Origin of the sequence: Geodermatophilus aquaeductus (assembly GCF_900182545.1) — a bacterium.
Classification (GTDB): domain Bacteria; phylum Actinomycetota; class Actinomycetes; order Mycobacteriales; family Geodermatophilaceae; genus Geodermatophilus; species Geodermatophilus aquaeductus.
This window is the reverse complement of record NZ_FXTJ01000004.1, coordinates 1-25,192: the sequence shown is the minus strand read 5'-3', so window position 1 is coordinate 25,192 and position 25,192 is coordinate 1. Positions and strand designations below refer to the sequence as shown.

Annotated in this window: 18 protein-coding genes and 1 pseudogene; 4 read left to right on the top strand and 15 right to left on the bottom strand. The window is 71.2% G+C overall.

All coding sequences use genetic code 11. The features are described 5' to 3' along the window. Positions 1 to 3: 3 nt before the first annotated feature. The 4 genes from FN207_RS11430 (at position 4) to FN207_RS11415 (ending at position 6,934) form a co-directional block, all read left to right on the top strand. On the top strand, positions 4 to 3,237 hold the full coding sequence (locus tag FN207_RS11430) for a DUF6519 domain-containing protein (RefSeq protein WP_142458645.1): 3,234 nt from the start codon (positions 4 to 6) through the stop codon (positions 3,235 to 3,237). A gap of 200 nt (positions 3,238 to 3,437) precedes the next feature. After that, complete coding sequence (locus tag FN207_RS11425) at positions 3,438 to 4,685, top strand: eCIS core domain-containing protein (RefSeq protein WP_185938299.1); 1,248 nt, start codon at positions 3,438 to 3,440, stop codon at positions 4,683 to 4,685. 324 nt (positions 4,686 to 5,009) lie between these two features. Continuing rightward, on the top strand, positions 5,010 to 6,251 hold the full coding sequence (locus FN207_RS11420; protein ID WP_246066028.1) for an eCIS core domain-containing protein: 1,242 nt from the start codon (positions 5,010 to 5,012) through the stop codon (positions 6,249 to 6,251). After that, the gene (locus FN207_RS11415) at positions 6,251 to 6,934 is read left to right on the top strand and encodes a hypothetical protein (RefSeq protein ID WP_142458642.1); all 684 of its coding nucleotides are present in this window, start codon (positions 6,251 to 6,253) and stop codon (positions 6,932 to 6,934) included. The genes FN207_RS11420 and FN207_RS11415 overlap by 1 nt, the downstream gene beginning before the upstream one ends. A gap of 144 nt (positions 6,935 to 7,078) precedes the next feature. On the opposite strand, the gene FN207_RS11410 is transcribed toward FN207_RS11415, so the two are convergent. The 15 genes and pseudogenes from FN207_RS11410 to FN207_RS11335 form a co-directional block, all read right to left on the bottom strand. Further along, positions 7,079 to 7,864, bottom strand: coding sequence for an eCIS core domain-containing protein (locus FN207_RS11410; RefSeq protein ID WP_221888153.1), 786 nt, complete (start codon positions 7,862 to 7,864; stop codon positions 7,079 to 7,081). 311 nt (positions 7,865 to 8,175) lie between these two features. Continuing rightward, complete coding sequence (locus tag FN207_RS11405; RefSeq protein ID WP_185938297.1) at positions 8,176 to 9,189, bottom strand: eCIS core domain-containing protein; 1,014 nt, start codon at positions 9,187 to 9,189, stop codon at positions 8,176 to 8,178. A gap of 161 nt (positions 9,190 to 9,350) precedes the next feature. Beyond that, entirely contained in the window at positions 9,351 to 9,536 is a 186-nt protein-coding gene (locus FN207_RS11400) for a hypothetical protein (protein ID WP_142458639.1), read from the bottom strand. Next, positions 9,524 to 11,470: an ATP-binding protein gene (locus tag FN207_RS11395; RefSeq protein ID WP_221888152.1), complete on the bottom strand. Its 1,947-nt coding sequence runs from the start codon at positions 11,468 to 11,470 to the stop codon at positions 9,524 to 9,526. The genes FN207_RS11400 and FN207_RS11395 overlap by 13 nt, the downstream gene beginning before the upstream one ends. Beyond that, the gene (locus FN207_RS11390; protein ID WP_142458638.1) at positions 11,467 to 12,744 is read right to left on the bottom strand and encodes a Pvc16 family protein; all 1,278 of its coding nucleotides are present in this window, start codon (positions 12,742 to 12,744) and stop codon (positions 11,467 to 11,469) included. Before FN207_RS11390 ends, FN207_RS11395 begins: the two co-directional genes overlap by 4 nt. 1,417 nt (positions 12,745 to 14,161) lie before the next feature. Next, positions 14,162 to 14,866: a hypothetical protein gene (locus FN207_RS11385; RefSeq protein WP_142458637.1), complete on the bottom strand. Its 705-nt coding sequence runs from the start codon at positions 14,864 to 14,866 to the stop codon at positions 14,162 to 14,164. Beyond that, positions 14,863 to 15,390 (bottom strand): phage tail protein, encoded by a 528-nt coding sequence (locus FN207_RS11380; RefSeq protein ID WP_142458636.1) that lies wholly within the window; start codon positions 15,388 to 15,390, stop codon positions 14,863 to 14,865. The genes FN207_RS11385 and FN207_RS11380 overlap by 4 nt, the downstream gene beginning before the upstream one ends. 12 nt (positions 15,391 to 15,402) lie before the next feature. Then, on the bottom strand, positions 15,403 to 16,956 hold the full coding sequence (locus tag FN207_RS11375; RefSeq protein ID WP_142458635.1) for a phage tail sheath family protein: 1,554 nt from the start codon (positions 16,954 to 16,956) through the stop codon (positions 15,403 to 15,405). Between the two features lie 117 nt (positions 16,957 to 17,073). Then, positions 17,074 to 18,720, bottom strand: coding sequence for a phytoene desaturase family protein (locus FN207_RS11370; RefSeq protein ID WP_142458634.1), 1,647 nt, complete (start codon positions 18,718 to 18,720; stop codon positions 17,074 to 17,076). A 22-nt stretch (positions 18,721 to 18,742) separates the two neighbouring features. Further along, a complete protein-coding gene (locus FN207_RS11365) occupies positions 18,743 to 19,546 on the bottom strand; it encodes an AfsR/SARP family transcriptional regulator (protein WP_142458633.1) in 804 nt (267 codons plus the stop codon). A gap of 116 nt (positions 19,547 to 19,662) precedes the next feature. Continuing rightward, positions 19,663 to 20,373: a class F sortase gene (locus FN207_RS11360; protein ID WP_221888151.1), complete on the bottom strand. Its 711-nt coding sequence runs from the start codon at positions 20,371 to 20,373 to the stop codon at positions 19,663 to 19,665. A 798-nt stretch (positions 20,374 to 21,171) separates the two neighbouring features. After that, the gene (locus FN207_RS11355; protein WP_142458632.1) at positions 21,172 to 21,705 is read right to left on the bottom strand and encodes a hypothetical protein; all 534 of its coding nucleotides are present in this window, start codon (positions 21,703 to 21,705) and stop codon (positions 21,172 to 21,174) included. Positions 21,706 to 21,713: 8 nt separating this feature from the next. Further along, the gene (locus FN207_RS11350) at positions 21,714 to 22,541 is read right to left on the bottom strand and encodes a tyrosinase family protein (protein ID WP_142458631.1); all 828 of its coding nucleotides are present in this window, start codon (positions 22,539 to 22,541) and stop codon (positions 21,714 to 21,716) included. 221 nt (positions 22,542 to 22,762) lie between these two features. Further along, positions 22,763 to 23,576: pseudogene (locus FN207_RS11345) on the bottom strand (IS5 family transposase). 610 nt (positions 23,577 to 24,186) lie between these two features. Beyond that, on the bottom strand, positions 24,187 to 24,774 hold the full coding sequence (locus tag FN207_RS11335) for a hypothetical protein (protein WP_142458629.1): 588 nt from the start codon (positions 24,772 to 24,774) through the stop codon (positions 24,187 to 24,189). Positions 24,775 to 25,192 lie beyond the last annotated feature (418 nt).

Here is a 25,192-nt window from a genome sequence, read left to right as displayed (position 1 = left end):
GTGATGAAGGGCGACTTCACCCGGCGGACGTTCCGCGAGCGGAACCACTACCGCAGCGTCCTGATGCAGCAGGGGCGGGTCCAGCTGGACGCTGACTGGAACGAGCAGGCCGAGATCCAGGATCACCTGGACCGGACGACGACCCGGGACACGATCGGTCGGCACGGCGCCCCGATCGGGTGCGCGGGGATGGAGATCGTCTGCTCGACCGGGGACGTCACGACGGGGTGCGCCGGAGCCGACCTGAGGATCTCGGCGGGCCGGTACTACGTCGACGGCATCCTGTGCGAGAACGACGCGGACGTGCCGCTCGTTGCCCAACCGGATCTGCCCCGTGTGAAGCTTCCGGACGACGCCGGCCGCTACGTCGCCTACCTCGACGTGTGGGCCGAGCACGTGACGGCCCTCGAGCGGCCCGAGCTCCGCGAGGTGGCTCTCGGAGGTCCGGACACGGCGACCCGCAGCAGGACGATCTGGCAGGTGCGTCTGTGCAGGGAGGACCGCGAGACGTGCCCGGCACCCGATGAGGAGTGGACACCCCCCGAGGGGACCGGGGAGCCCGGGCAGCTGCGGGCTCGAGCACAGGCGCCGCAGACGGACGAGGGGCCGTGCGTCGTCCCGGCGACCGCGGGCTACCGCCGGCTGGAGAACCAGCTCTACCGGGTGGAGATCCGCGACGGCTCGCCTCCCCTGCGGCAGGAGGGCGGCGCTCTCACCGACGACCACTACGGCTACCCGTCCCCGGACGTGGAGGACGCTGCCGACGCCCCGGCTGACGTCCCTGCCGAGAAGGCCTACGACTCCCCCGCGGCGGACGACGAGTCCAGCGCCGTGACGTTCGTCTGGTCGCGGGAGAACGGGTCGGTCACCGCCCGACTGGTCGACATCCAGGGACCCACGTTGATCATCGCGGCGCCGGGGCGGGACACGGACCTCGGCTTCGCCAAGAACGACTGGGTCGAGGCCATCAGCTCCGATCACACCCGACGCGGCGAACCGGGCCTCCTCGTGCAGCTGGAAGAAGCCACCGGGACCAAGCTGACCGTGCGCGGCTGGGACGAGGGGGCCCCCACGCTGGACAGCCTCGGCGCGGATCCTGTGGTACGCCGGTGGGACTCCGACGGCGCGGTGACGTTGGTGGTGCCGACAGATCCGGGTCAGTGGACCGACCTGGAGGACGGCGTCCAGGTGCAGTTCGAGGCGGGCTCCTTCCGCACCGGTGACTACTGGCTCATCCCGGCCCGGTCGGCGAACCTCACCGGAGAGGTGGTGGACCCCGCCCTCGCCGGCGACGTGGAGTGGCCACGCGACGATGGAGAGCCGCTCTTCCGGCCCCCGGTCGGGATCGAGCACCACTACGCCCCGCTCGCGCTGCTGGATCGCGTCGACGGCAGGTGGACGCGCTGCGCCGACTGCCGGAACCTGTTCCCGCCGCTCGGCGGCCTCCTGGACATGGAGTACGCCGGTGGCGACGGGCAGGAGACCCTGCCGGGTCAGCCGTTGCCGCAGCCGCTCGAGGTGTCGGTGACCGATGGGGCACGTCCCGTGGCGGGGGTGGCAGTCCGCTTCGAGGCCGCAGACGCCGATGGCCGCCTGGCCGAGGAGGCCGAGCAGCTGCCCGACTCCACGGCGTGGGCGATCACGGCCACCACGGATTCGGATGGCGTGGCGAGCTGCTACTGGCGCCCCGTCGGCGATCCGGCGAGGCCGAGCCAGCGCGTGACCGCCAGCCTGGTCGGCTCCGACGGCAAGGCCCATGGCAGCCCGATCCGCTTCTCGGCCAGCCTGAGCCTCGCCGACCGAGTCTGGTTCGAAGCCGGGGACTGTGGCGGCTTGACCGATGTGACGACCGTGCAGGGCGCGCTCGACCAGCTGGTGACCGCCCGGTCGGTCGCCGTCGTCGGCGGGAACGGACAGTCCGGCGCGCCGGGCAGCGACCTGCCGCTGCCCGCGGAGGTGCTGGTCCGCACCGACTGTGGGCCCGTGGCCGGCGCAGAGGTGCGGTTCACGGTCGCCTCCGGCGCAGTCGCCGCGGAGACCGCCGACCTGGGCACAGCGACGACGACGGTGGACCTCACGACCGGCGCCGACGGAGTGGCTCCCTGCTGGTGGCGGCTGGGGGCGGATGAGCAGGTCCAACCGCTCGTCGCCGAGCTCCTGCCCGACGACGCGCCCGTCGAGCAGCCCACGACGGTGGCCTTCACCGCCAGCCTCGAGCGGGGCCGGGACGACTGGCCCGGGCTGCGAGTGACGGACGTGGTGACCCTCGGGGAGCCCCCGCAGCCGCTGCTGAACGACGGGATGATCACCGGCGAGACCCTGACCCTCGGCGTCGGCGTGGTCCTCGACGGCAGCCCGCTCCCGGCGACGGTCAACGGCAAGCCGGTCCTCACGGTCACCGCCGACCTGCCCTACCCGTTCTCAGACTCGGACCGGAACTTGTGGTTCCCGGACGGGGACGCGGATGTCATCGGCACGACACCCCTCACGCTCGCCGGGAACGTCGCGCTCGGCCAGGTGGGCGACGACCCGGCGATCACGTGGACACCCACCGACGGGAGCGCCCACTTCCTGCCGAGGCTGCTCGGCAAGATGTCCGAGCTCGACCGTGGCGACCGGGTGCTCTGCCACCTCACCCTCACCGGGCGGGCCGTCGCCGACTCCGCCGACGGTGACCGCCGGGTGGTCAACGGGCTGGCTCTCGGACGGCCCGGCAGCGCCAACCGCACGGATCTCGAGCTGCCCACCGTCGACCACGTGCACGGTGCGGACTTCACCCTGTGGTTCTGGCTGGTGACGGAGGTGACCGACCTGGTGGTCGTGCCAACCCGAGCTGGGCTCCTGCGGCGGAAGACCGTCCGGGACGCCATCGACCTCAGCCTGCCCAGGGACGAGATGCGTGCCCGGCTCACGGCAGGTGTCCGTGTGCTCCACGGCCGGGAGCCGGACCTGGGAGCCGCTGAGCGGGCTGCGGCTCTCGGCTTCCGCAACGGCAACGGCAACGGCCGTCGGCTCGTGGTGGTCGTCGACGAGCGGTACGCCGAGGCGGCAGCCATCGCCCGCGACGGGCTCCAGCAAGCGGGCGTCGAGCTGGAGCTGATCCCGACGACCGACCTCGTCGCCGCCGTCCAGGCACGGACGGCCGCCGACCAGCAGCTGGACGGCGTCGTCACCGATGACGCCAGCATCCGGCCGCTCACCGACCTCGGTGGGTTCACGAAGGCGATCAGACTGTGACGGCATCCGCGCGACCATCTGTCGTATCGGCTCAAGTGGCCACCGCGCCCGTCCGGCCGATGTCCGTACGGCCGCACATCCAACGCTGCGGCGGCGTGCAGTGCCCCCCAGGCACCTGCGACCACGACGACGGGGGGACCATCCAACGGTGGGCCCGCCACCCCGCTCGCCCAGCTGCGGCGCCGCCGATCGTGGCGCGCGTGCTGCAGAGCCCCGGTCAGCCACTGGAGGCCCCCGTCAGGGAGCAGATGGGACGGACGCTCGGTCACGACTTCAGTCGGATCCGAGTCCACACGGATGCGGAGGCTGCCGAGTCCGCTCGCGCCATCGATGCTCGTGCCTTCACACTCGGCCAGCACATCGTGATGGGTCGCCACGAGTACAGCCCACACACCCGATCCGGTGGCCGGCTCCTGGCCCACGAGCTCGTCCACACACTGCAGCAGCATGTCGCGACGCCCCATACGGACTCGGTGATCTCGTCACCGTCCGATGTCGCTGACCTGGAGGCAGATCGGCCGGCCACGGATGCGCTCGGCGCAAACACGGCTGCCGAGGATTTCTCGCGCACGTCGGGCCGAGACGGGATGGATGCCGGCCGGTCTCGCCGCCTTGCCGGGGATGCCCTGGCCAGAACCCCTCCGCGTACCGCTGGCCTCCCAATCGGCGTGTCCAGTGCGGACGGCGGGGGTTCATCGCAGGCCCACCTGTCCCGGCAAGCCGAGGACGCCGGTGACTCGCCTCGTTGGACACTGTTCGGTGAGACCGAGGGCGAACGGGGCGACACCGGGGCGTCACCGGGAGCCGTGTGGCGATGGCTCAGCTGGGCAGGCATCGGCCTGGCCGACCTCGTCAACGGGGCAGTCGCTTGGTTCGGCTATGAAGATCTGAACTACGACGTCTCAGCGGACCTGCTACGTCACTACATGAGCGGCCGAGGTGCTCCTTACGCGCTCGACATGCCTCGCGAGTGGGCGATGAAGATCGCAAGCGCCTACAAGAGACCGGGCAGGTACAAAGAGGTCAAACGAGCCTATGCCTGGGGGATTCCCGACATGCGCAACTCTCTGGGGACCTTCGACTTGGAGATCACCGGAGATGGAAGTGGCGGGAAGGTCTACACCGTCACCGACAGATACTCATTCCCCTACATGGAGAACGACAAGTGGCAGAGGGGGAGGCACGGTTTCCAGGTCTCGTTCTTCGGTTCCCTTCCTGCGCTTGCCCAGCGCAGCACAAACGCAGCCCTGGCGGCGCTCGGGACCTGGCAGAATCCTGGAGGCTTCTCCGAGAAGTTCGAAGTGAAGAAACTCACGGGCGACTGGACGCTGCTCATCCCTCAGCAGTTCTTGGCCGACAGTGGAGTCGACTTCGCCGTTCACTCCACCTTCCGGGTTTCGGGCGAGGGAAACGTTGAACAAGACGGCGAGGGCTTGTCCCATGAGTAGTGATAGGTGGCGATGCGGTCTCTGCTGGTACGGGCTGGTCCCGAGCAGACTCACCTACTTGATCGGAGAGATCGAGAACGCAGGTCGTCGGGGTTGCGAAGGTCTTCCAACACCAGAGGGTGCCGCCACCGAGAGATGAGGACGTGAACGAGGATGTGCAGGCAATACGCGCCACAGCGAGTCCGACGCGATCTGCAGGGCTCCCGACCGCCGGACTCTCACCGCCAGACGCAGCGAATACCGGGATTCGCCGGACAGCTCACCGTGAGCTCTCCCGGGGATCCCGAGGAGTTGGAGGCTGATCGAATCGCAGCGGTGGTCGCGATGATGCCGGACTCCGCCGCCGTCGGCCAGGCTCACGGCGAGGACGTCGGCAGCAGATGTGGCTGTGCCGGCGCCGGCCAACGTCAGTCAGCAGCGCCCGGCATCGAGGAATCGCTCACCCGGGACTTAGATGAAGGCATCGCGCCGGCAAGCGGAGAACTGGAGCTGGAGGACGGTGGCGACCAGGCGACCACTGGCAACGAGGCTGTGCCGCTTGGTTCACCCGGTATCGCAGCCCCGGCGACCCAGTCCATCGGCCGGACCAGCAGCCCACATGTGAGCGGCTCTATGCCGTCGATGGGACAGGGGGCGCCCCTCTCCTCGGCCGATCGGGCCTTCTTCGAATCGAGGTTCGACTTCGACTTCGGTCAGGTCCGCGTCCACCACGGACCGCAGGCAGCGACATCAGCGGCATCCGTCGGTGCGCTTGCCTACACCGTGGGAAACGATGTGGTGCTCGGCGCCGGTGCACGTCCACAGAGCACCGCTGAAGGCCGACGCTTTTTAGGGCATGAACTTGCCCATGTCGTGCAGCAGAGCTGGGTCGGCGGCGCCCGCTATGTCATTCAACGTCAGCCAACCACGAGCAAGGGAGACGTCGGGTGCCCAGTGCCCGAATTGCAGGAAGCCCTCAACGCAACCGGCTCCGCTCTACCCGTGAATGGCCGTTTCGGCCCGCTGACACAGACTGAAGTGAGGAACTTCCAAACGAGCCGAGTCCCTCCCCTCCTCGGCACCGGAGTCTGCGACGCGTCGACCTGGGCAGCGCTGCACGTCGCCGCTCCCGGCAACCACGGGCTTCCCGTAAGCGAGACGACGACGTCGAGGGGATGGGGGGCAGGAAACATGGCAACCGTTCACCAGTGGCGACAGCGGCTGACTCCCACGACGCGGTCATTCCAAGGGTGCTCGGTCACCGAGGCTGACCCGGGCGGGGGTTCCGATACGTGCCACTTCCCGGGATCGACCTTTGCCCCCTTCACAGGTGTCACTGGCGGTACCTGGGGGGTGGACTCCCACAACCGGTGGGGCAACGACTTCGTCGGGTGGTTCTCGCCGGCCGTCACGTATTACCGGGCTCAGGGCCGAGCACCGTGTACCGCCTCGTTCCCACAGTCGATGCGTGTGGTCCGGCCAAGCGGCGACGTCCAGTACAAGAACCACACTCTGACGATGACGATCGGTGCCACCACAGTGAGTAGCACACGCGACGGTCAGAGCAAATCGCGGACCTGGCCCTGATGTCCTCGGTATCGAAGGGGCGCGTTGAGTTGTCGGTCACCGGGCCGCGGCCGCTGGCAGCCGCAGCTCTCGTGCTGGAAGAGCGCTTCCAGCGAGCCATCACCTATGAGGAGCCGCCGTACATCGATCCCGCTGGCTTAGGTCCAGGACCAGGCTCGATGTCAATCCCTCGTTCAGGGTCGATCAGGATCGAATACGCGGAAGGTGAGACAGCTGGGGCAGTGCTGGGCCGCGTGGTGCAGGCTCACGAACGAGCGGGCAATGCTGGGAAGTTCAGCGTCGTCGTGGTGGGCGCTCGAGTCGATCTCGTGCCTCGGGCCTACCGGTCGGCCGCCGGCGGCCTAGTGGAATGGACGCCGCTACTCGACACTGTGGTCACCCTTCCCCGAGGGCGGATGAACGGGCTGCAGTTCATCGAACGGCTCACCACCGCCTTGCACGCGGATCGAGGTCATGTTGTGCAGATCGGCACTGTTCCGGTCAACCTGCTGGCTCAGGACAGCGCCGCCGACAGCGAAGGCCCGACGGAAGCACGTCGACTTCTCGGCGTGCGCCTGGGGCGACTCGCGCGGCATCTGTCCTGGCAGCTGCTGGCTGGTCCGGGGTCTGAAGACTTCGTACTGAACATCCACCAGGTTCGTGGCCGTCCCGCTCTCTCCAACTCCTCTAACGAGCACGTCTGATCGCTGAGATGGGTGCCCCGTGTCGCGCTCTTCCGGTGCCGCGAGGCCTGCTGTGCGACTCGGGCGGAGGCCGCGTCGTCACAGGAGCGATCCTCGCGGTCGACCCGCCTGATCGTTCCCCGACTCCCGTCGCAGCCGACCGGCTCAGCAACTACAGCCGAAGCACGTGCACTCAAGCCGACGCGCTCGGCCCTCGGTGTACAGCTGAGTGTGTGACGCCTCGTGCGCGATCGTGGACGCCAGCTCACAGCAGGTGGCCGGGTCGAATGCCTGCTTGCCGATCTCGATGTACCAGGCCCCAGGGAAGGTCCAACCGCACAGACCCAACTGGGGCACGTAGTCGAATCGCATGTCATTGATCGCGAGGGGGATGCTGCGCCGGCCCCACCAGCTGATGCCGGAGCATGATCTGACCTTGGCGATGGCCCTGGGGACTGCCGCCTTCATCGCCGTCTCCTCGGCCGGCGGGAAGCCCTTCAGCGAGTAGCGCTGGACCTGCGCCGGCGAAGGGCGTTGGACGACCGCGTCCCCTACGGCGTGCGCCCTCGCCGGTGGTGCGGCGCCCTGCTGCACGACATGCGTCAGTTCATGCGCCAACAGCCTTCGGCCGGCGTCCGTGTCGGGTGCATACCTGCCGGGCCCGAAGTAGATGTGGCCGCCGACCGTGAAGGCCGCGGCTCCCAGGGAGGCCGCCGAGCGGGAGACCTCGTCGCCGGCATGTACCCGTACGCGCCCGAAGTCGTGGCCGAAGCGAGCTTCGAAGAACGCCCGAGCAGGGTCCTCCAGCGCCGCACCCCCGTCCCCCACCGGCAGGGGTACCGACGCAGTGGCGTCCAACCGATCTGCGCCGTCCCCCTTTGCTTGTAGGACCGGCGTCACGTCACCCACGCCGGTCCCAGCGCCCGCCTGGTCCTCGTCGTCCTCGACCACCGCGCCGGGGGCGGAGTCGCACGACCCGCCTTCGAGTCCCTTCCGGGAGACCGTTGATCCGGGCGGTGAGCGCCAGGACGCGGGCGGTGACGCCGGCCGAACGGTTCCCACCACCTGGTCCGCAACCCGGTCTGCCTCCTGCTCCGCCGCGTCCGATGGGTCACTCACCCTGTACCGGTGCAGCGATCGTGTGAGTCGGTCGACACCCCGGTGTAGACCGACCGACGGGACCGGCGCCGAACGGTGTACCGGCCCAGCCACACCGATGCTCGTCCTGTCGGCCAACGTCCTCATGGTGCCGCCTCCGCCGCCTAGCCACAGCCGGACGTTCGGGCCTGCTGAGTGGCTTGATGCCGGGCTGTGTACGCCGCGGCGTCGTTCACGTTGAGCCCGTCATCGACGTGCACGGGGTCCTTGATCGTGAAGTCGCCACCCCATCGCAGGCCAGCGTCGCCCCGGACGGCTGCGATGAACTCCTTGACACCGGCCGGCGGAGAACCACCGAGGCACGTCGAGTTGCACCACGATGTCTTCCCTGCCCCGTACTTGACGTTCATGTCGATCGCGTGCCCGGCCAGGTGGTTCGACATCGTGGCCGGGGTCACGACCGCACCGGGTACGACGGTGCTGGTCCGAAATGAACTCGTGACGTAGACGTAGACGTCGACGTCGTTCGCCGCGGCGTGGGTGTTGATCGCAGCGAGGGAGTCCGCGAACTCGACGTCCGCGGTGACCGCATCCCCCACGAAGTTGGACCCGGTGTACGTGGTGAGTGCGCACGCGCCAGTGGTGCCGGCATCAGCGGTGAGCGTGCCCGCATCGGCGGCAGCCGTGCCTGCATCGGCAGGAGCCGTGCCCGCATCGGCAGGAGCCGTGCCCGCATCGGCAGGAGCGCGATGGATGCTGGCAGTGGCATGGGTGGTCGCGGTCGGAAAAGACCGGGTGTCTCCGGCCGCCCCCGCGGAGCGGACAGCCGGGCCCCATGCCTGCGCTGCTGTCCGGGCCTCCCGTTCGGCCGCCGGGTCGTCGTCGATGACCAGACCGACGGATCGCCCACCAGCACCTCGTTGCTGGGCCACGTGGGTGAGCTCGTGGGCGAGCAGCCGACCACCCGCTTCGGTGTCCGGGGCGTATTGCCCACCGGCGAAGACCACGTGCGAGCCCGCGGTCCACGCGTGGGCGGCCAGCATGCTCGCCGACCGGTCGGCTCGGTGCCCGTCGTGTACCCGGACGCTGCCGAAGTCGTGGCCCAGTGTGTCGCCGAAGCGGCCAGCGGTCTCAGGGTCCAGTGGGCGACCCGGCTCCGCCAACACGTCGTCGACCATCTCGCCGACAGCCCCAGCGGGGACTGCCGCACCAGCGGACCGTCTGACGGCCGTCCGCTCTTCATCGGTACACGGGCAGCCTGGCTGTCCGCACCGCTGGACGCGCCTGGCAGGTGGGACAGAACCGCCGGCGGCAGGCAGTCGGACGTCCTGGGCCGCCCTCATCGCGGATGCTCGGGCATCGAGGCGAGCACCGATCCGGTGACGGCACTGGCTGCTGCCTCCACCAGGTCCGGCTCGACCCCCGAGCCCATCTGACCCCGCAGGGCGGCGGTGAGAGCCATCGCGTCGGGCGGCGTGGGACCGTCCAGGACGAGGTCGTCGATGTGGATCGTCACGTCGTCCATCCCGCCACCTCCGCGTCGGTGAGTGGTCGTTCCAGCTTGGCGTACTCCGTACGAGCCGCCAACAGCACGTGGGACATCCGCACCGGCTCACCGGCCTCAGCAGCCAGGAAGGCGGCGGACAGCGCGATGTTGCGGATGGTCCCGCCGGCCACCGTGAGCCGAGCCAGCCGCGCGGCGTCGAGTCCCTCGGTCGGCAGCTCTGCCGGGAAGACCCGCCGCCAGATGTCCGCACGGCCGGCAGCGTCGGGGAACGGGAACTGGACAATGAACCGCAGCCGACGGAGGAATGCCGAGTCCAGCGCGCTCTTCAGGTTGGTGGTCAGGACGGCCAACCCGCGGTAGGTCTCCATCCGCTGCAGCAGGTAGCTGACCTCGATGTTGGCGTAGCGATCGTGGCTGTCCTTGACCTCGCTGCGCTTGCCGAACAACGCGTCAGCCTCGTCGAAGAGCAATACCACGCCGCCGGCCTCAGCGGCGTCGAAGATCCGGCGCAGGTTCTTCTCCGTCTCGCCGATGTACTTGCTGACGACCTGGCTCAGGTCCACCCGGTAGAGATCAAGCGCGAGGTCGGCGGCGAGCACCTCGGCGGCGAAGGTCTTACCGGTGCCGCTCGGCCCGCTGAAGAGCGCGGCCACGCCGGTGCCCCGGGCGGATCGGGCGGCGAAGCCCCAGTCCTCGAAGACCGTCAGGCGGTGCCGGACGTGCAAAGCGATCTCACGCAGCAGCTGGGACTGGCCGGCCGGGAGGACCAGGTCTGCCCAGGTCGCCCGCGGCTCGATCCGCTGGGCGAGGTCGTCCAGTGCCGGTCGCGCCTGCCGGCGGCACGCGTCCCACAACCGGGGGCCGGCGTCGGCCCGGTCCAGCACGTCCCGCACCTCCTCGGTGGCGGCGTCGACTCCGGTAGGCCCGACGTCGAACTGTCCGACGAGTCGGTCGACCCACGACTCCAGCGACGGCGCGGTGACACCCAGGGCGGCGCGCCAGGCCGTGCGCCGCTCCTGCGCGTCGGACGGCGACACATCGATCGCCGTGAGACGGCGGCCCGGGTCAGCCGCAGGCGGGAGCCCCACCACCGCCACCGGCGCCTGCACCCGGACGGCGAAGTCGAGCGTCGACCGGCCCGCCTCGGGCCCCTGGTCTTCGACGTCCACGAGCCACGACCTGCTGCTCAGGACCGTCTCGCGCTCGCACAACCGGACGAGCAGGTCGCGTTCCCCCGCCGTTGCCGGGAGGTCCGCCGCCCGGAGACGCACAGGTTGCAGACCCAGGCCGGAAGACGCCGCGGACACGAGGGCGCGCAGGTCGGCCGGCTGCCGGCCGGAGATCCGCGCCCGCCGGGCCGTCGGTGACGCCCAACAGGACGTCAGACGGTCCGCCGCCGCACGCAGGGGGCGCGTGAGCAGGGGTGCAGGCGGCAGCGTCTCGGCCAGCACCTCGATCCTCGGGTCGAGGTACGAGATCCCGGTGAGGGCGTGCAGCAGTCGCTCGTCGATGCGCAGTGGACTGGCGGTGGGCACCTCGGGGTGGTCCAGCTCGACCAGGTGCCAGCGGCGCAGCGGCGCCGCCGGCGTCGTCGCGCTCCAGTGGGAGTCCGGCAGCGCGGCCATCGTCAGGCTGAAGGTCGCACACGGTCGCCCAGGATCGCCGTGCGCCGCCGCGCAGGCCCGCGCCACCGCGGCGTCAAGCTCGACACCGGCGCAGAGCAGGAGCACGTCCCGCTCGAACCCCGAGAGGCCGAACGCGTCCGCGATCCCGTCCAGAGCCGGCGGCGAGAGCATCGCGGACCGGAGCGCGTCGCGACGGCACACGGCGCCCTCCGTCTCCTCACCGGCGAGCCGGCGGCGCACGACGTCGAGCGCAGCGGTGAGGTAGCGGTGGTTCGCCTCGACCCAGTCGTCCATCCGCTCGATGACGGGTCCGATGACCGTGGTCACGGGATGCTCACCCTCGGCTGGTCGTAGCGGCCGTCGGCCCCTGGGGTCAGGATGCTCTCCGCACCGTCGACCTGGACGCGCACCAGGTACTCCCCCGCTGTCACACCGGTCACCGGCACGGTCACGGCATCGGCTGTCGCGGGCCCCGCCGGATCGAGCGGCGGTGCGACGAACGCGTACGCCCGCCCCGTCTCCCCGTCGGGCGGGTGGTGCTCGTTGAGCGTGAGGACGACGTGCTGGCGGACCCCCACCGGTGGGATGAGCGGGACCGTGACCTCGACGACGTCCGGACCGCCGGGTGCGGTGGTCACGGGGCCGGCGACCACCGGCCGGACCAGGATGGGCGCCGCCTGGGAGGCAGCACCTCCCCGCTCCACGGGCGGGGTGCCCACCATCCGGGGATGGACCACCTGGACGCCGCGGACGCCTGCGGTGACGCCGGCCGGCAGCGGGACGACCAGCCGGGTGCCGGTCGCCTGGTCCTCCGGGACGAGGACCTCCACGCCGTCCAGTCGCACCCGCGTGACGAACGGCCCACGCAGCCGCCTGCCCTCGATACGCAGCGTCGTTCCCGGCAGGAGGGGATCGGTCGCTGCCGCGTCCGCGATGACCCGGGTGATGGACGGGATGTTCAGCGCCGCCACGTCGACCCCCCGGTTCAGCACCGGCAGCGCCGGCGCCGGCGCCAGGTCGTCCTCGAGCAGCACGACCGCCGCGTGGAAGGCCACCGACAGCCGGTAGGGCGCCTGGAAGAAGGTCGACCACAGCTTCGACAGCTCCTCCAGGTTCAACGGCAGCAGGGTGAAGCGGACGACGTCGACCTGGTCGGCCAGGTCGGAGAACCGCTCCCACGTGGTCGGGTCGGCCTGGGTCGCCCGCTCGATGAGGTCGCGGACCAGCTCGCGGCTGAGGACGGGTCGGGCCGTCAGGGTGGTGATCGCGACCCCGAGCATCCGCTGCGGCTCGAGAGCGCTCTCGTCACCGGAGAACGTCAGCAGGTAGTGCAGGTCCAGCGCCTGCTGCGGCCGCGCCAGGACCGTGCCGTCGGGCCGACGTGTCGGCAGGTTGGCCGCGGTCCACGAACCGTTCGAGACGACCTCGTAGAGGAAGACGTTGATGCCACGGGCCTCGCCGTCGACGCTCGCCAGCATGTCGGGGCGCAGCGTCGTCACCCGCGCGTTTTCCACTCCTCCGCCCGGGACCAGCGGCAGCGCCTCGCTCAGGATCCGGCTCAGGGCGGCGGTCACCATCGCGACCGACAGCGAGTTGCTCATCGTGGCCAGCTGTTCCGACGGCCCAAGTACGCGTCGAGCGACAGCTGTCGGGGCCTCGGATACGGATCGGGCGCCACAGGCGGCGGTACGGGCGGTGTGCGGACCTCCACCCGCCCGATGGTCACGGTCACCCGTGGTGCAGGTGCATCGGGCGTCCTGCCCTCGGTCGGGTGCTCGCCGCTGGACCGGTGCGCGGGTGCGGCCACCGGCGGCCCCGGCGTGGCGGCCGGCGCCGCGGCCGGCTGTGCGGTGGGCGCGGTGGGCGCGGGGGCCGGGACCTCGGCGCCGGGCCTAGAGTCCCCTGACCCCGGACGCTGGCCGGCACGTGGAACGGGAGGCGGGCCGACGTGCGTCGGCGGGGCACCGCGCGCCGCTGCCATCGGGACAAGGTTGGCCACGGCCTCCAGCAGCCCTGGAGGTGCGAATGCGGCGCCGAGGGACGCCGTCGGACCGGAGGCGGGGGCACCACCCCGGATCGGGAGCCGGTCGGGTGTCGGCGGCACGTCGTCGGTCCAGACCTCCGGCGCTCCCGGGGACGCACTCGAACGGGACCCGGGCTGGCGGATGGCCGCCGATTGGGCGATCCGCGCCGGCTCGGCGGCGACCTCCTGAGCTGCGGGACCCGTGGCGGAGGGGGCGTCAACGGCCGCCTCCGCCGGGCCGATCGGGACCACCGGACCTCGGCCGGCGGTCTCACGACGATGCACGAACGCGCTCGGTGTGTCGGCGGCCGGGGACCCGTGTTCGACCACGCCGCCCGCTCGTCGAGGGCCCGACGCCGTCGAGCGGGGAGCGGCTGCCACGGTGGTGTCGCGTGGTGAGCGGACGTCCCCGCGACCGGAGTCCGTCCCCTCGCCGAACCTGCTCCGACTCGGGCCGGCCGGCAGCGGCGGCCCAGCTCCACCGGCCATCGCCCGTCTGACGGAAGGCGTCCGGGCCCCGTCTGGGTGAGGCGTCGGCCCAGGACGCCCCCGCAGGTCCGTGAGCGAGGACGAGACACCCGGAACGGCGATGTCACCGGCGGGAGCTCGGACGGGGACTGCCTCCACGGCGTCCGGGCTCGTCGAGCCTCCCTGCGGTCGCGGCCACGGGGACCAGTTCGCGGCAGTGCCTGCGTGGGCCGTGTCCGCACGCCGAGGACTGTCGGGCCACGGTCCGCCGTCATCCCGGTCGCCGTCCTGCCCCAGGGGCGCTGCAGCCGCCGGGATCGCCGACTGCCGAGGACCCGATCGGTCCGCCGGCCGGCCGGGGTCCGACCACGTCGGGCCCTGCGCCTGCCCGGTCGCGTCCTGCTCGACGGCGGACTCGAGGACGTCGGTGCCCGTCCAGGCCGAGGGCTCGAACCGCGACCTCGGCCGCGGTCGCAGCGTCGGCAGCAGGCCGAGCGTGCGACCGACCATCCGGTCCAGGTACTCACTCATCCGCGCACCAGCTCCAGGTAGGCCGCCCGCCGGCGAGCACTCAGTCGCAGCACCTCCGCCTCGCTCCACCCGTAGGCGGCGGCGAGGGCGTGCACGTCCTCGACCAGGGCGGCCGCTTCGGCCTCCACCTCCGCCCACAGCAGCGCCGGGACGTCGAGCACCGCCGCTGTCTCGGCTCCGCAGCCGGTGCACCGGACGGCGACGTCGACCGCCCCGCCCGGCGCCACGACCTCCATGGCGGCCTCCACGGCCTGCCCGACCAGGTCGGGCAGCTCGTCGCCGGTGCACCCGATGCAACGATCGAGCAGCGATCGACGGGCCGCGACCGGGTCCTCGGGGGGCAGCGCCGCGAGGTCCGCGGTCGTCGGCAGGCGGAAGGAGACCGTGGAGTCGCCGACCCGGGTCTGGAACACCTCGCCCGGCTCGTGCGCGGGGAACCGGGCGACGGCCGCGATGTCGACCGGTACGTCGAGCCGCTCCCCGCAGGAACCGCACTCAACCGCCGCCCACGCCGTGCTGCCGACGATGCGGACGAGCACTGTCGCGAGGCGCGCGTCCCGGCTCCCGACGTCCAGCGCCGCTGCCTCCTGCACCGACCGTCCGGTGTCGACGGCCAGCAGGGTCAGCGCCCGGTCCAGTGCGGGTTCCGCGCGTCCCCGTTCCCAGGCCACCAGCAGCGACGCGGGGTCGAGCAGACTCACGCCCCCGGCTCCAGGAAGGTCGGCTCGGTCGGCTCCGCCACCTCGTAGTCGCGCTCCCAGCCCTCGTTCTCCAGCTTGATGTGCTGGATGGCGACCGCGTTGGCGTTGGCGTCCAGATCGGGCAGCGCCTGGAACTCCGACACCCAGCAGCGGAAGACCTTGTAGGCGATGGCGAGCTGCCCCGCCTCGTTGTAGACCTCGATGATCACGTTCTTCCGGAAGTCGAGCAGGGAAACCTCCGACCCGAGCCCGGAGCCGAGGTTCCACACCTTGTTGGCCCACTGCTCGAAGTCGACGTCGTGGGTGACCCCCCGCTCGAGGGTGATCGCGTCGTACTCGGTGCGGCCGGGCGACTTCCGGCTGGTGCTCGGGTCGCCGCCGTCCCGGTGCTTCACGACCTCCGTCGTGCGCTTCAGCGTGCCCACCTTGCTCACGCCGGCCACGAACCGGCCGTCCCACCTCACCCGGAACTTGAAGTTCTTGTACGGGTCGAAGCGCTCGGCGTTGACGGTGAACTGGGCCACGAGTCACCCCTCCTAGGCCTGTGCCCGTGCGATCTGCTGGATCTGCAGGATCACGAACTCGGCCGGCCGCAACGGGGCGAAGCCGACGAGGATGTTGACCCGCCCGAGGTTCTGGTCGTTCGGGGTCGTGGTCTCCCGGTCGCACTTGACGAAGTACGCATCGCGCGGGCTCGTGCCCTCGAACGCGCCCTGCCGGAACAGGTTCTGCATGAAGGCGCCCAGGTTGAGCCGGATCTGGCCCCACAGCGGCTCGTCGTTCGGCTCGAACACCACCCACTGCGTCCCCCGGTAGAGGCTCTCCTCGATGTAGAGCGCCAGCCGCCGCACCGGCACGTACTTGTACTCGTCGGCGAGGATGTCGGCCCCCCGCAGCGTGCGGGCACCCCAGACCACCCGGCCGATGATCGGGAACGACCGCAGGCAGTTGACCCCGATCGGGTTGAGCCGGTCCTGCTCGGCGTCTGTGAGGTTGTGTTCCAGGTCGGCGGTCCCCGCCACCCCGGCGTCGATCCCGGCCGGTGCCTTCCACACGCCGCGGGCCGAGTCGGTGCGCGCCATGACACCGGCCACCGCGCCGCAGGGCACGAACGTCCTGATCCGGTTCTGCGCGGTCGGGTCCGGTTGACGGAGCCGGGGGAAGTACAGCGCGGCGTTGCGGGCGTCCGTCCCGTTGAGGCCGAGCTGTCCGAGCTGGGCGCCGGCGGTGTCCACCGTCATCGCCGCGGGCGGGTCGACGACGAGCATCGCTCGGCGCTCCCTGCAGTACGCGAGCGCCTCGACGTAGACGGCAGGAGGCGTGTCGTCGTCCAGGGAGGGCGGGGGGATGCAGAGCAGGTTGAATAGGTCCACCGTGTCGAGTGCGCGCAGTCCCTCACGGGGGCCGATGCCCGGGCCGATGTAGCTCGCCGTGTCCGGGGCATCCCCGTCGCTGCCTCCGCCGGCCTTGACGCCGGCCGGGACCCCGGGTGCCGGGGCGCCGGTGGCCGCCGGTGGGGCGGCCGGAAGTGCACCGACGACCCGTACGAGATCCGACTCGGCCTCCAGCACGTCCCGGATGTTGCGGGGGCTGGGGACGACGGTCAGGTTCCGGAACACCTCCACGCTGAGGTCGCCGCCCCGGTTCTCCGGGACGCTGTAGGTCACCGTCAGGTTGAACAGGCCGGCGACCGGAACTCCGAGCCGGTCTGCGACATCTGCCGAGACGTTGGTGTCCACGGCGGCGTAGAGGTCGTCCCCCCACACCCCTCCACCCGAGGCCTCCAGGTGGAGGTCGCCGATGTCGATGGTGGATGCGGCGGCATTGCGGGTGAGGCGCACGATGATGGCCCGGCCCCCACCGTTGAGGAAGAAGCTCCGGACGGCGAAGCTGACCGGGCTCTGAGGCCAGAGCCCGCCGAAGAGCCGCGTGAAGTCGGTGAAGCCGTTGACCTCCTTCGCCTCGTTCGCCGGACCCCGACGGGTCCGGCCGATGAAGGCGGTGATCGACGTGGCGACACCGGTGATCGCCCGCACGCCGCTGGGGATCTCCTGGACGTAGACGCCGGGGTGCAAGGTCGGGATCGTCATGTCGCCCTCTCTCCGGGCTCAGTGCGGACCGGTGTCCGACTGCTGCACCAGGAACGCTAGGTCGGCGCTGTCACCCGTCCGTCACCCGGCGACCGCCGCGGGCGGGTTATCCACCGGTCAGCGCAGGAACGACCGCCCGTGGTGCTTGGTCCACCGTGACACCGCGTCGCGGGCGCGAGGCTGGACACAGGTGGTCCCGATCAGCCGTTGCGCGACGAGGTGACCGGACGCCCCACTGAGACCAGCACCCGGCCGAGTGCTGGCACCGATGTGCCACAGGTTCCGCACGGCGGTCCGGTGACCACTCCCCGGCAGTGGTCGCCAACCGAAGGACTGGTCGAGCTGGGGGTCCCCACCGTACGGATCGCCCCGGACCGCGTTGACGTTGTGGTCCCACAAGCTCGGAGGACTGATCGCGTCCACCCTCAGCACGGCCCGCCTCAAGCCGTGCACGTGCCGGGAGAGGCAGTCCAACGCACGGTAGGCGCACGCATAGGTGAGGTCAGCCGTCCAGCCACCGGAGACGTCGAGCTCGCCTCGTGCGTCCCCGAGCGGCACGAAGGGCACCTCGGGGAGCTGTATCCAGAGCGCTCCGCCGCCGGGCGGCACTCGTGTGGAGTCGAGGACGTGCTGTTGACCCACGACGACGGTCGGCCGGTCAGGCAACAACCCGGCCTCCGCTTGAGCGCAGGCGATTCCGGTGCTGGAACTGCCGTCGGAGAGGTGCACGACCGGAGTCGTGTCCAGTCGGCTGTCATCCCATCGCAGCGGAGCGCGCAGGGCCACGTGCAGCTGCATGGCCGCACGCCCGTGACGGAAGCGTCGCGCCTCACGCGCGAGCTGCTCGCCGACGACCTCGGGCGGTAGGAGTTCGCAGTACAACGCGCTGGGTGTGACTGAAGCCAGGACAGCGACCTCCGCGTCGACGACCTCGCCCCCGCTGGTCACAACGCCTGCAGCCCGGCCGTCGCGGAGCACGACGCGCTCGACGGTGACTCCGGTGATCGTCTCGACGGCGAGCGATCCGAGGAGGCCTTCGAAGGCCTCGACGAGACGGGCAGCGCCTCCGACGACCACCGGGACCCCGTCCTCATGGAGGGAGGCCGCGATGGCCGGCAGCCGGACCCCTCCGGAGGCGTGGTCAGGCGACAGCCCGGCCTGCAGCAGCCACGGGACCCAGAGACGGTCCACGTCGGGGCCGTCGAACTCACGGCGACACCATGAGCGGCCGCTCGTGACGAGGTCCCTCAACAGCCGTTCGCAACCGGCGAGCCCGTTGCTCCGCAGCAATGACAGTGCGGCTCGTGCAGCCGCGAGGGACTTCAGGTCACCGGCGGTGAGCGCGCTGAGGTCGGCAGCGTCCCGGGTCATCCGCTCGATGCACCTGCGGTACGTGCGGCCGTCCTCGGGACTGCCCACGAGCGCAGCCGTCTGTCGGAGGCTCCGGTACGCCAGGGTGACCTCGCCGTCGTACGAGACGGTGGCACACAGCTCCTGGTCGGTGTTGCTGTACTCGAGACCGTGGCGGCGCAGGTCCTCGCCGAGCGCTGCGTGGGCACGACTAGCGACGAACTGCGTGTGCCAGGACGAGTACGTGTCATGCCGATAGCCCGGCTTCGTACGTTCTTCGGTGGCGATGAATCCACCGATCCTCTGGTTGCGTTCGATGACGGCGACGCTCCAGCCGGCGAGCGCCAGTTCAGCAGCGGCGACCATGCCGTTGATGCCCGCACCGACCACGACCGCGTCGAACCGTCGCCTCATGCTCGTCCATCCCGTCCGACGGTCAGCCGGTGGCGACCGCAGCGGGCCTCAACCGCCACACCTCCGGGGCTCGGGTCCCCGACGAGTCGGGGTGCACCAGGGCGGTCAGTTCGGGTGCCGGTTCTGCTCCCAGATCGCGGCGGAGGACTTCCCGGTAAGCGTCGAAGCAGCGCTGGCCCTCCACACGGTTCCCCTCAGCGAGATGGGCGGTGACCAGTGCCCGCTGGGCACTCTCTCTGAGCGGCTCGACCGAGACAGCCACCATCGCCGCTTCGACAGCCTCGGCGAAGCGTCCCTCCCTGACGAGCTGGCGACTCAACGCCTCCAGTCCGTGCAGCATCCGCTGCCTCAGCCGTTCGCGTTCCATGATCACCCAGTCGTCGTACCAACCGGGGAGCAGATCGAGCGCATCGAACCAGGACGGGGTGATGGTGAGCTCATCGGCGGGTGTCGTGCCGCTGATGAGGCCGGTGGCCCAGTCGCGGGCGAGTTCGACGTCCACCGCGACGTCCTCGCGCAGACGCAGCGAACACTTGTCAACGCTCATGAGGTCGATGTCCGCCCCGCGGAGTCGCCACAACGCCGAGCGCAAGTTCCCCGCCGCACGGTCGTCACTGCCGAGAGGCCACAGCAAGCCGGCCGCGTACCGCCGCTCCACGCGCCGGCGCCGCAGAGCGACGAAGACGAGCAGTCGCTTGCCGCCCTCAGGGACCTCTCGGCGAGATCCGTCGACACAGACATGAGGACCGTCGAGCAGGTGCAGCACCGGTCCCGTCGGGACCCGCTCCGGCAGCGCCTTGTGATCGGACAACGGCTGAGCTGGCATGTCTCCCCCTCCGTTTCGATCGCGGACGAGGATAGGAGGCGGGGCGTCACCGTTTTGTCACGTCGACGGCGGCCACCCGCTCGAGGAGGGTGGCCGCCCCGAACCGGGGCCGCAGCTCAGCGTCCCGGGGCAGCTCCGAGAGATGCGTAGACCACCACGACGCTCAGGTACGTCCGCCGCTCCCGGTCGAACGTCCCGCCGCAGGTCAGCAGCCGCAGCACCGGTTCGGCGGACGGGCCGTACACGGCCTCGGACGGGAACTCCGTCTTGGCGTACGTGTGCACGGCATCGACGACGAAGTCGACGAAACGGCCGTCGGCTCGCTGGACCTCGATCGCGTCACCGGACCGCAGCTCGTGGACCCGGTGGAACACCGCAGGTCCGCGGTAGGTGTCGACGTGCCCGAGCAGGACGGCGGGGCCGGGATCCCCGGGCGAGGCGAGATACTGGTACCAGGCGGCCGGGGCTCCCGGGACCAGCGGTGGGACGACGACCGTGCCGTCCGGGTTCAGGCCCACGGGGACCAGGTCCGTGCGCAGCTCGATGCGCGGGATGTCGAGGTGGACGGGTCGGGACTGCTGCGGAGCCGACGTCGGGGTGGCGGTGCCCGTCCCACCGGCACCCGCAACCGGATCGACCATCAGGTCCTGGGCGCTGGGTGGCGCCGCGGCTCGCGGAAGCGCGGCCTCCGGCGAGCGGGGCAGACCCCAGAGGAGCAGCACCAGGCCCGCCGCGCCCAGCAGGGCGCTGGCCCAGCGACCCCGGCGGCGCAGGCCGACGCCGAGCGCCGCGGGCCAGCCGCGCCGGCCGCCTGCGAGGCCGGTCACGGGCCTCCCGGGCCGGTCCCGGTCGGTCCGTGCTCAACACCGTCGTCGCGCCGCCGCACCACGCACCCGGCCACGAAGGCGGCACCGACCAGTGCCGTCACCCCTGCGGCGACGAGGACGACGTCTGCGGACGACGACGTGCCGCCCCCGCCCGTGTCCGGGGAGCCGACAGGCGTCACAGCCGCCGGCGTGCCCCCCGAGCCGGGGCACCACCTGCGGCGGACCCGCTGCTCGTGCCTGGCCCGTCGGTGGACCCGGGGAGCACTGCAGAGGCGCTGGACCCGGGCGGGCCGCTCGGCCCGGCGGACCCCGTCGGCCCGGGCGTGGAGCTGACTGTGGTCGTCCCCCGGTCGTTGACGGGGAGGAACAGCCCCGCGAGCGCGACGAGGGCGATCAGCACCAGCGGGACGAGCAGCCAGGGCGGACGTCGACGGCCCTGCCCGGCCCCGGTCGTTGACGGGGAGGAACAGCCCCGCGAGCGCGACGAGGGCGATCAGCACCAGCGGGACGAGCAGCCAGGGCGGACGTCGACGGCCCTGCCCGGCCCCGGTCGTTGACGGGGAGGAACAGCCCCGCGAGCGCGACGAGGGCGATCAGCACCAGCGGGACGAGCAGCCAGGGCGGACGTCGACGGCCCTGCCCGGGGTCCGGTCGGTCGGGCCCGTCGCCGGGCCGGTCATCTCCGTAGGACGACATGGCGGCTTCCCCTCGCGCGGGACCGGGTGATGCCCCGCCGTGGCACAGGCTGAGGAGTTCGATCTCCTCCGGTCAGCGTGCCCAGCCCCCGTCACGTCGGCGTCACCCCGGGTGGGAGCCGGAGACCGCTTCCTCCTCCTCCATGTCCTCCTCCAGCCGCCGGTCATCCCGGTACACGGCGAGCCGCAGCGTGGTGAAGCTGAGTGCATCGGTGACCTCGGGTCCCGTCTCGCCGGGCACGACCGGCACCACCGTGACGGTGACCTGGCTGACCGGCCCGAGCCGGCGCAGCGCCTCGGTGACGGTCACGACCTTGGTCTGCGGGAGCAGCGGGTGCGGCATGCGCAGGTCGAAGTCGTCGACGGTCCGGGCCTTCGGGTTGCAGTGGTCGTCGTCGGTACCCACGCAGCCGCCGTGCCCGAAGATGGTGAAGCAGCCGGCGTAACCGGCCTCGGCGGTCGTCGGGGTGGCGGCGTCGGCCTCGGGGTGGGCGAGGTACACCCGTGCGGTGAACGATGGCCCGGAGTGGTCCACGCCGTGGAAGATCAGGTCCGCTCGGTCGAAGACGGCGACCGTGGCCCCGCCGGCCGCGCCCGGGGCGGCGACGTCGAGGGGCGGTGACGTGTAAATCTCCATGGCTGCCTTCAGGGGGTCGGTGCCGAGCTCGTGGACACGGCGTAGTCGTAGCCGAGTGCTGTCGTGTCCAGTGTCTGCTCCACCGTCATCGGGAAGGGTGGCAGCGCGGTCCGCAGGATGGAAGAGGGCGGTCGCGCCCCGGGGTGCTCCAACTGCCACAACCGCCACAGCCGGTCGACCATCGCGTGGTGCGCCCAGAAGATGGGGTCGAAGCTCGAGTACTCGACCAGCCGCATGTGACCGAACCGACCGCCGGTCCACAGGTGCACCCGGTTGTGCAGTTCTTCCAGCGCGTCGGTGAACGAAAAGTAGTCGTTCTGCTCGAGAGCGTTCTGCACGTCCTGAGCGGTCGGGAGCGGAGGGGTGCCCGGTGCTCCCGGGTCCCGCTCGGTCCACCTCCTCGCCAGGACCGGCGGCCGAGCAGCCTCCCCTTGCTGGAGGGCGACCGGGTCTACGGGCGCCGAGTGGAGCGGGTTCGGTCGGCCGTCGGGTGACCGCTCGGCGGCGAAGATCGCCGGGACGGTCGGCGTCCGCCAGTCCCACCAGGTCAGCGTGGCCTCCGGGACCTGGTCGCGGAGTGCTCGTTCGAAAAAGTACAGGTACGCGCGGTGCCACGGCAGGAAGAACGGCCGACCGTGGGCCACGGTGCAGTCCATCGGGCGCGGGAGGCCGTGCAGGCCGGCGAAGTAGTTGTAGCCCCGCTCGTCGCCGATGGCCATCGTCGCGCTGAAGGCCTCGCGCAGCAGCGTGACCTGCCCGGGGGTGAGCCGGCGAGCGCTCCGCCGCCACCGCACCGGTGAGGCCGCCATGTGGAACGAGGTCGTTCCGACCGCCATGGACTGCCCTCTCTGCCTCCGGGCCCCGATCCTCACGGAGCGGTCGCGTACGACTGGCTGCCGCCACGGCCGCCGACAGCAGCCTGCGCAGTGGCACGACACGCCACGACCCGGGCCGGGGACGACGCTAGGCGCGGGCCGTCACAGCAGCGTCACGCGCCCTCGGGCACTGCGGTTTTCCGCTGTTTCGTGCACGTGGGGTTCGCCGCCACCCTTAGAACTCACTTCAGAACGACGGGTAGCTGTCGGTAGCAGATAAGGGCGCAGGCCAGCTGGAGTAGCCCGAGGTGGATGTCGGCGCGGCGCTCGTAGCGGATGCGCAGCCGCTTGAAGGCGTGCAGCCAGGCGAAGCCGCGCTCGACCACCCAGCGGTGGCGGCCCAGGCCGGAGCCGTGCGCGACGCCGCGGCGGGCGATCCGCGGCGTGATCCCGCGCCGGCGCAGCCGGCGGCGGTAGACGTCGTGGTCGTAGCCGCGGTCGGCGAACAGCTCCCGCGGTCGGCGGCGGGGCCGCCCGCGCCGGCCGCGGATCGGCGGGATGGCGTCGACCAGCGGAATCAGCTGGGTGATGTCGTTGCGGTTGCCGCCGGTCAGGGTGACCGCCAGCGGAATGCCGCCGGCGTCGACGATCAGGTGGTGCTTGGAGCCGGGCCGGCCGCGGTTGACCGGGGAGGGGCCGACGTGGTCCCCCCTTTGAGGGCGCGGATGTGGGAGCCGTCGACCGCACACCGGTCCAGGTCCAGCTCGCCGAGGGCGCGCAGCTGGTCCAGCAGCTGTGCGTGCAGGGCCGGCCAGACGCCGGCCTCGGTCCAGTCCCGCAGTCGCCGCCAGCAGGTCACCCCCGGAGCAGCCGACCAGGGAGGTGGGCAGCTGGTTCCAGGTGATCCCGCTCTTGAGCACGAACACGATCCCGGCGAGTGCGGCCCGGTCATCGACCGGCCGCCGACCCGGATGCCGGTAGCGACGTGGCTTGGGCGGGGGCCAGCAGCGGCGCGATCCGCTCCCACAGCCCGTCAGGGACGAGCTCCTCGATCACCCGCACCAGGCTGCTCGGGACCGGCGCCAACCCCGGCTGCCACGCCGGAGTCATTCAGAAACGATCTCTTAGCGGCGACCCCGACGACCCGCGGCCGTTCTTCCGCGATCGGTGCGGCGGCATGCTGGCGTGGAAAGCCCGTCCCGCCCAAGTCCCACCCCCAGGCGGAGCCGGCCCGTGATACCCAACGTGATACTGACGACGGCGTATCTGGCGGTATCAGGATGCCTCCTGAGGTCCGACCACACGCCACCGAACTCACGAACGCGCAGCTCAGGGCACTAGGGCGCATCTAGATGCTTAGCCGGGGCTAGGAGTTCAAGTCCCCCCTCGGACACCGAGTTGAACCCACATCGCTGCAAGCGGTGGGCATTCGTCATCGACAGTGCCCGCGGGCTCGAACGACCGGGACGGCGCGGCCTCTGCTCCTGCACCGGACGCTGTGCTTCATCACGGAGCACGAGGATGCCGCCGACCGCGTGGCAATCCTCGCCGCCCCGCAAGCGCCGAGAGTGTCGCCGACGTCGTCCCCGTCGACTTCGGCGCCATCGTCACCGACCGCTTCGGGGACGTGCACCTGACGTCCAGCGACGCCTACCCGGCAGCACTGTCAGTCGCCGACCAGGACACCGTCAGGCGTCCGATAGACGCCGACCGAGTCGGGGACGTCACCCTCGCAGATCGGGATGCCGTCCACGCCCATGTCGCAACTGAAGGGCGGAAACTCGACCTCGTCGTCCGGGGGCACCTGACTGGCCAGGTTGATGCGAAATGCCACCAGGACCTCCCCGTCCGGGTCGACGTAGGAGATCAGCACCTCGCCCTCCGGGACGTCGAACGCGATCCCGCCCTCCGCCGGACGACCGATCACGCCGTTCCCGGGGTCGACGGAGGAACCCTCCACGGTCTGCGCCCGAAAGCGCAGCGGATCCACGGACACTGCACCGCCAGCGGCGGTGACGGTGACGTCGGCGATGAGCTGGGAACTGTCCGCCCGATCGGTGCGGAAGACCCCGTCGAGGGTGATGGTGGCCGTCCCGCCCACCCGGTCGGTGAACGCAACGGTGTCCCCCACGTCCGCGACGGGCGCCGGCGTGCTGGTACTGGCGGCGCCCTCGCCCGGCGCGGCGTCATCACCTCCGGAACCACAACCGGCGAGCACGGTGAGGCAGGAAGCGAGCAGAACGGTGCGGCGCATGGCGATCCCCCGGACAGCGGTGTCCCACGCTAGCCGCGGGCCGGGCTCCGGTGGCGGCTCCCGGCGTGGCAGCCCCGTGACGGCCGGCGTGGCGCCGGATCTCCGCGGCGGGGCCGACCGCTGCACCGCCGTCCCAGCGACGTCGCTATCCCAACCGGCATGCCTCGGCCGCCAAGGTGTTCTGCTGCTTCTGGCGTCGGCACGTCCGGCGGTCGCCCGTAGCCTCGACGTCCCGTGACGGCGGACAGCACGCGCACCCGGCCCCGCTCGGAGGGGCCAGCATCGGCCTCATGACACTCCCCCGCCGCGCTCTCGCGAGGGCCCAGCCGGCGGCGGTCGCGCTCGCGGGCTGCGGCGTCCTCGCGCTCGGCTGCGCGGCGGCGGTGGCGGGCTACGGTGAGCTCCATCCGGGCTCGCT

Bases quoted from the DNA above. Each gene is read 5' to 3' on its own strand.
- FN207_RS11430 (WP_142458645.1), top strand. From the start codon at position 4: ATGAAGGGCGACTTCACCCGGCGGACGTTCCGCGAGCGGAACCACTAC.
- FN207_RS11420 (WP_246066028.1), top strand. From the start codon at position 5,010: ATGATGCCGGACTCCGCCGCCGTCGGCCAGGCTCACGGCGAGGACGTC.
- FN207_RS11415 (WP_142458642.1), top strand. From the start codon at position 6,251: ATGTCCTCGGTATCGAAGGGGCGCGTTGAGTTGTCGGTCACCGGGCCG.
- FN207_RS11405 (WP_185938297.1), bottom strand. From the start codon at position 9,189: ATGGTCGACGACGTGTTGGCGGAGCCGGGTCGCCCACTGGACCCTGAG.
- FN207_RS11400 (WP_142458639.1), bottom strand. From the start codon at position 9,536: ATGGACGACGTGACGATCCACATCGACGACCTCGTCCTGGACGGTCCC.
- FN207_RS11390 (WP_142458638.1), bottom strand. From the start codon at position 12,744: ATGAGCAACTCGCTGTCGGTCGCGATGGTGACCGCCGCCCTGAGCCGG.
- FN207_RS11375 (WP_142458635.1), bottom strand. From the start codon at position 16,956: ATGACGATCCCGACCTTGCACCCCGGCGTCTACGTCCAGGAGATCCCC.
- FN207_RS11370 (WP_142458634.1), bottom strand. From the start codon at position 18,720: ATGAGGCGACGGTTCGACGCGGTCGTGGTCGGTGCGGGCATCAACGGC.
- FN207_RS11365 (WP_142458633.1), bottom strand. From the start codon at position 19,546: ATGCCAGCTCAGCCGTTGTCCGATCACAAGGCGCTGCCGGAGCGGGTC.
- FN207_RS11355 (WP_142458632.1), bottom strand. From the start codon at position 21,705: ATGGAGATTTACACGTCACCGCCCCTCGACGTCGCCGCCCCGGGCGCG.
- FN207_RS11350 (WP_142458631.1), bottom strand. From the start codon at position 22,541: ATGGCGGTCGGAACGACCTCGTTCCACATGGCGGCCTCACCGGTGCGG.
- FN207_RS11335 (WP_142458629.1), bottom strand. From the start codon at position 24,774: ATGCGCCGCACCGTTCTGCTCGCTTCCTGCCTCACCGTGCTCGCCGGT.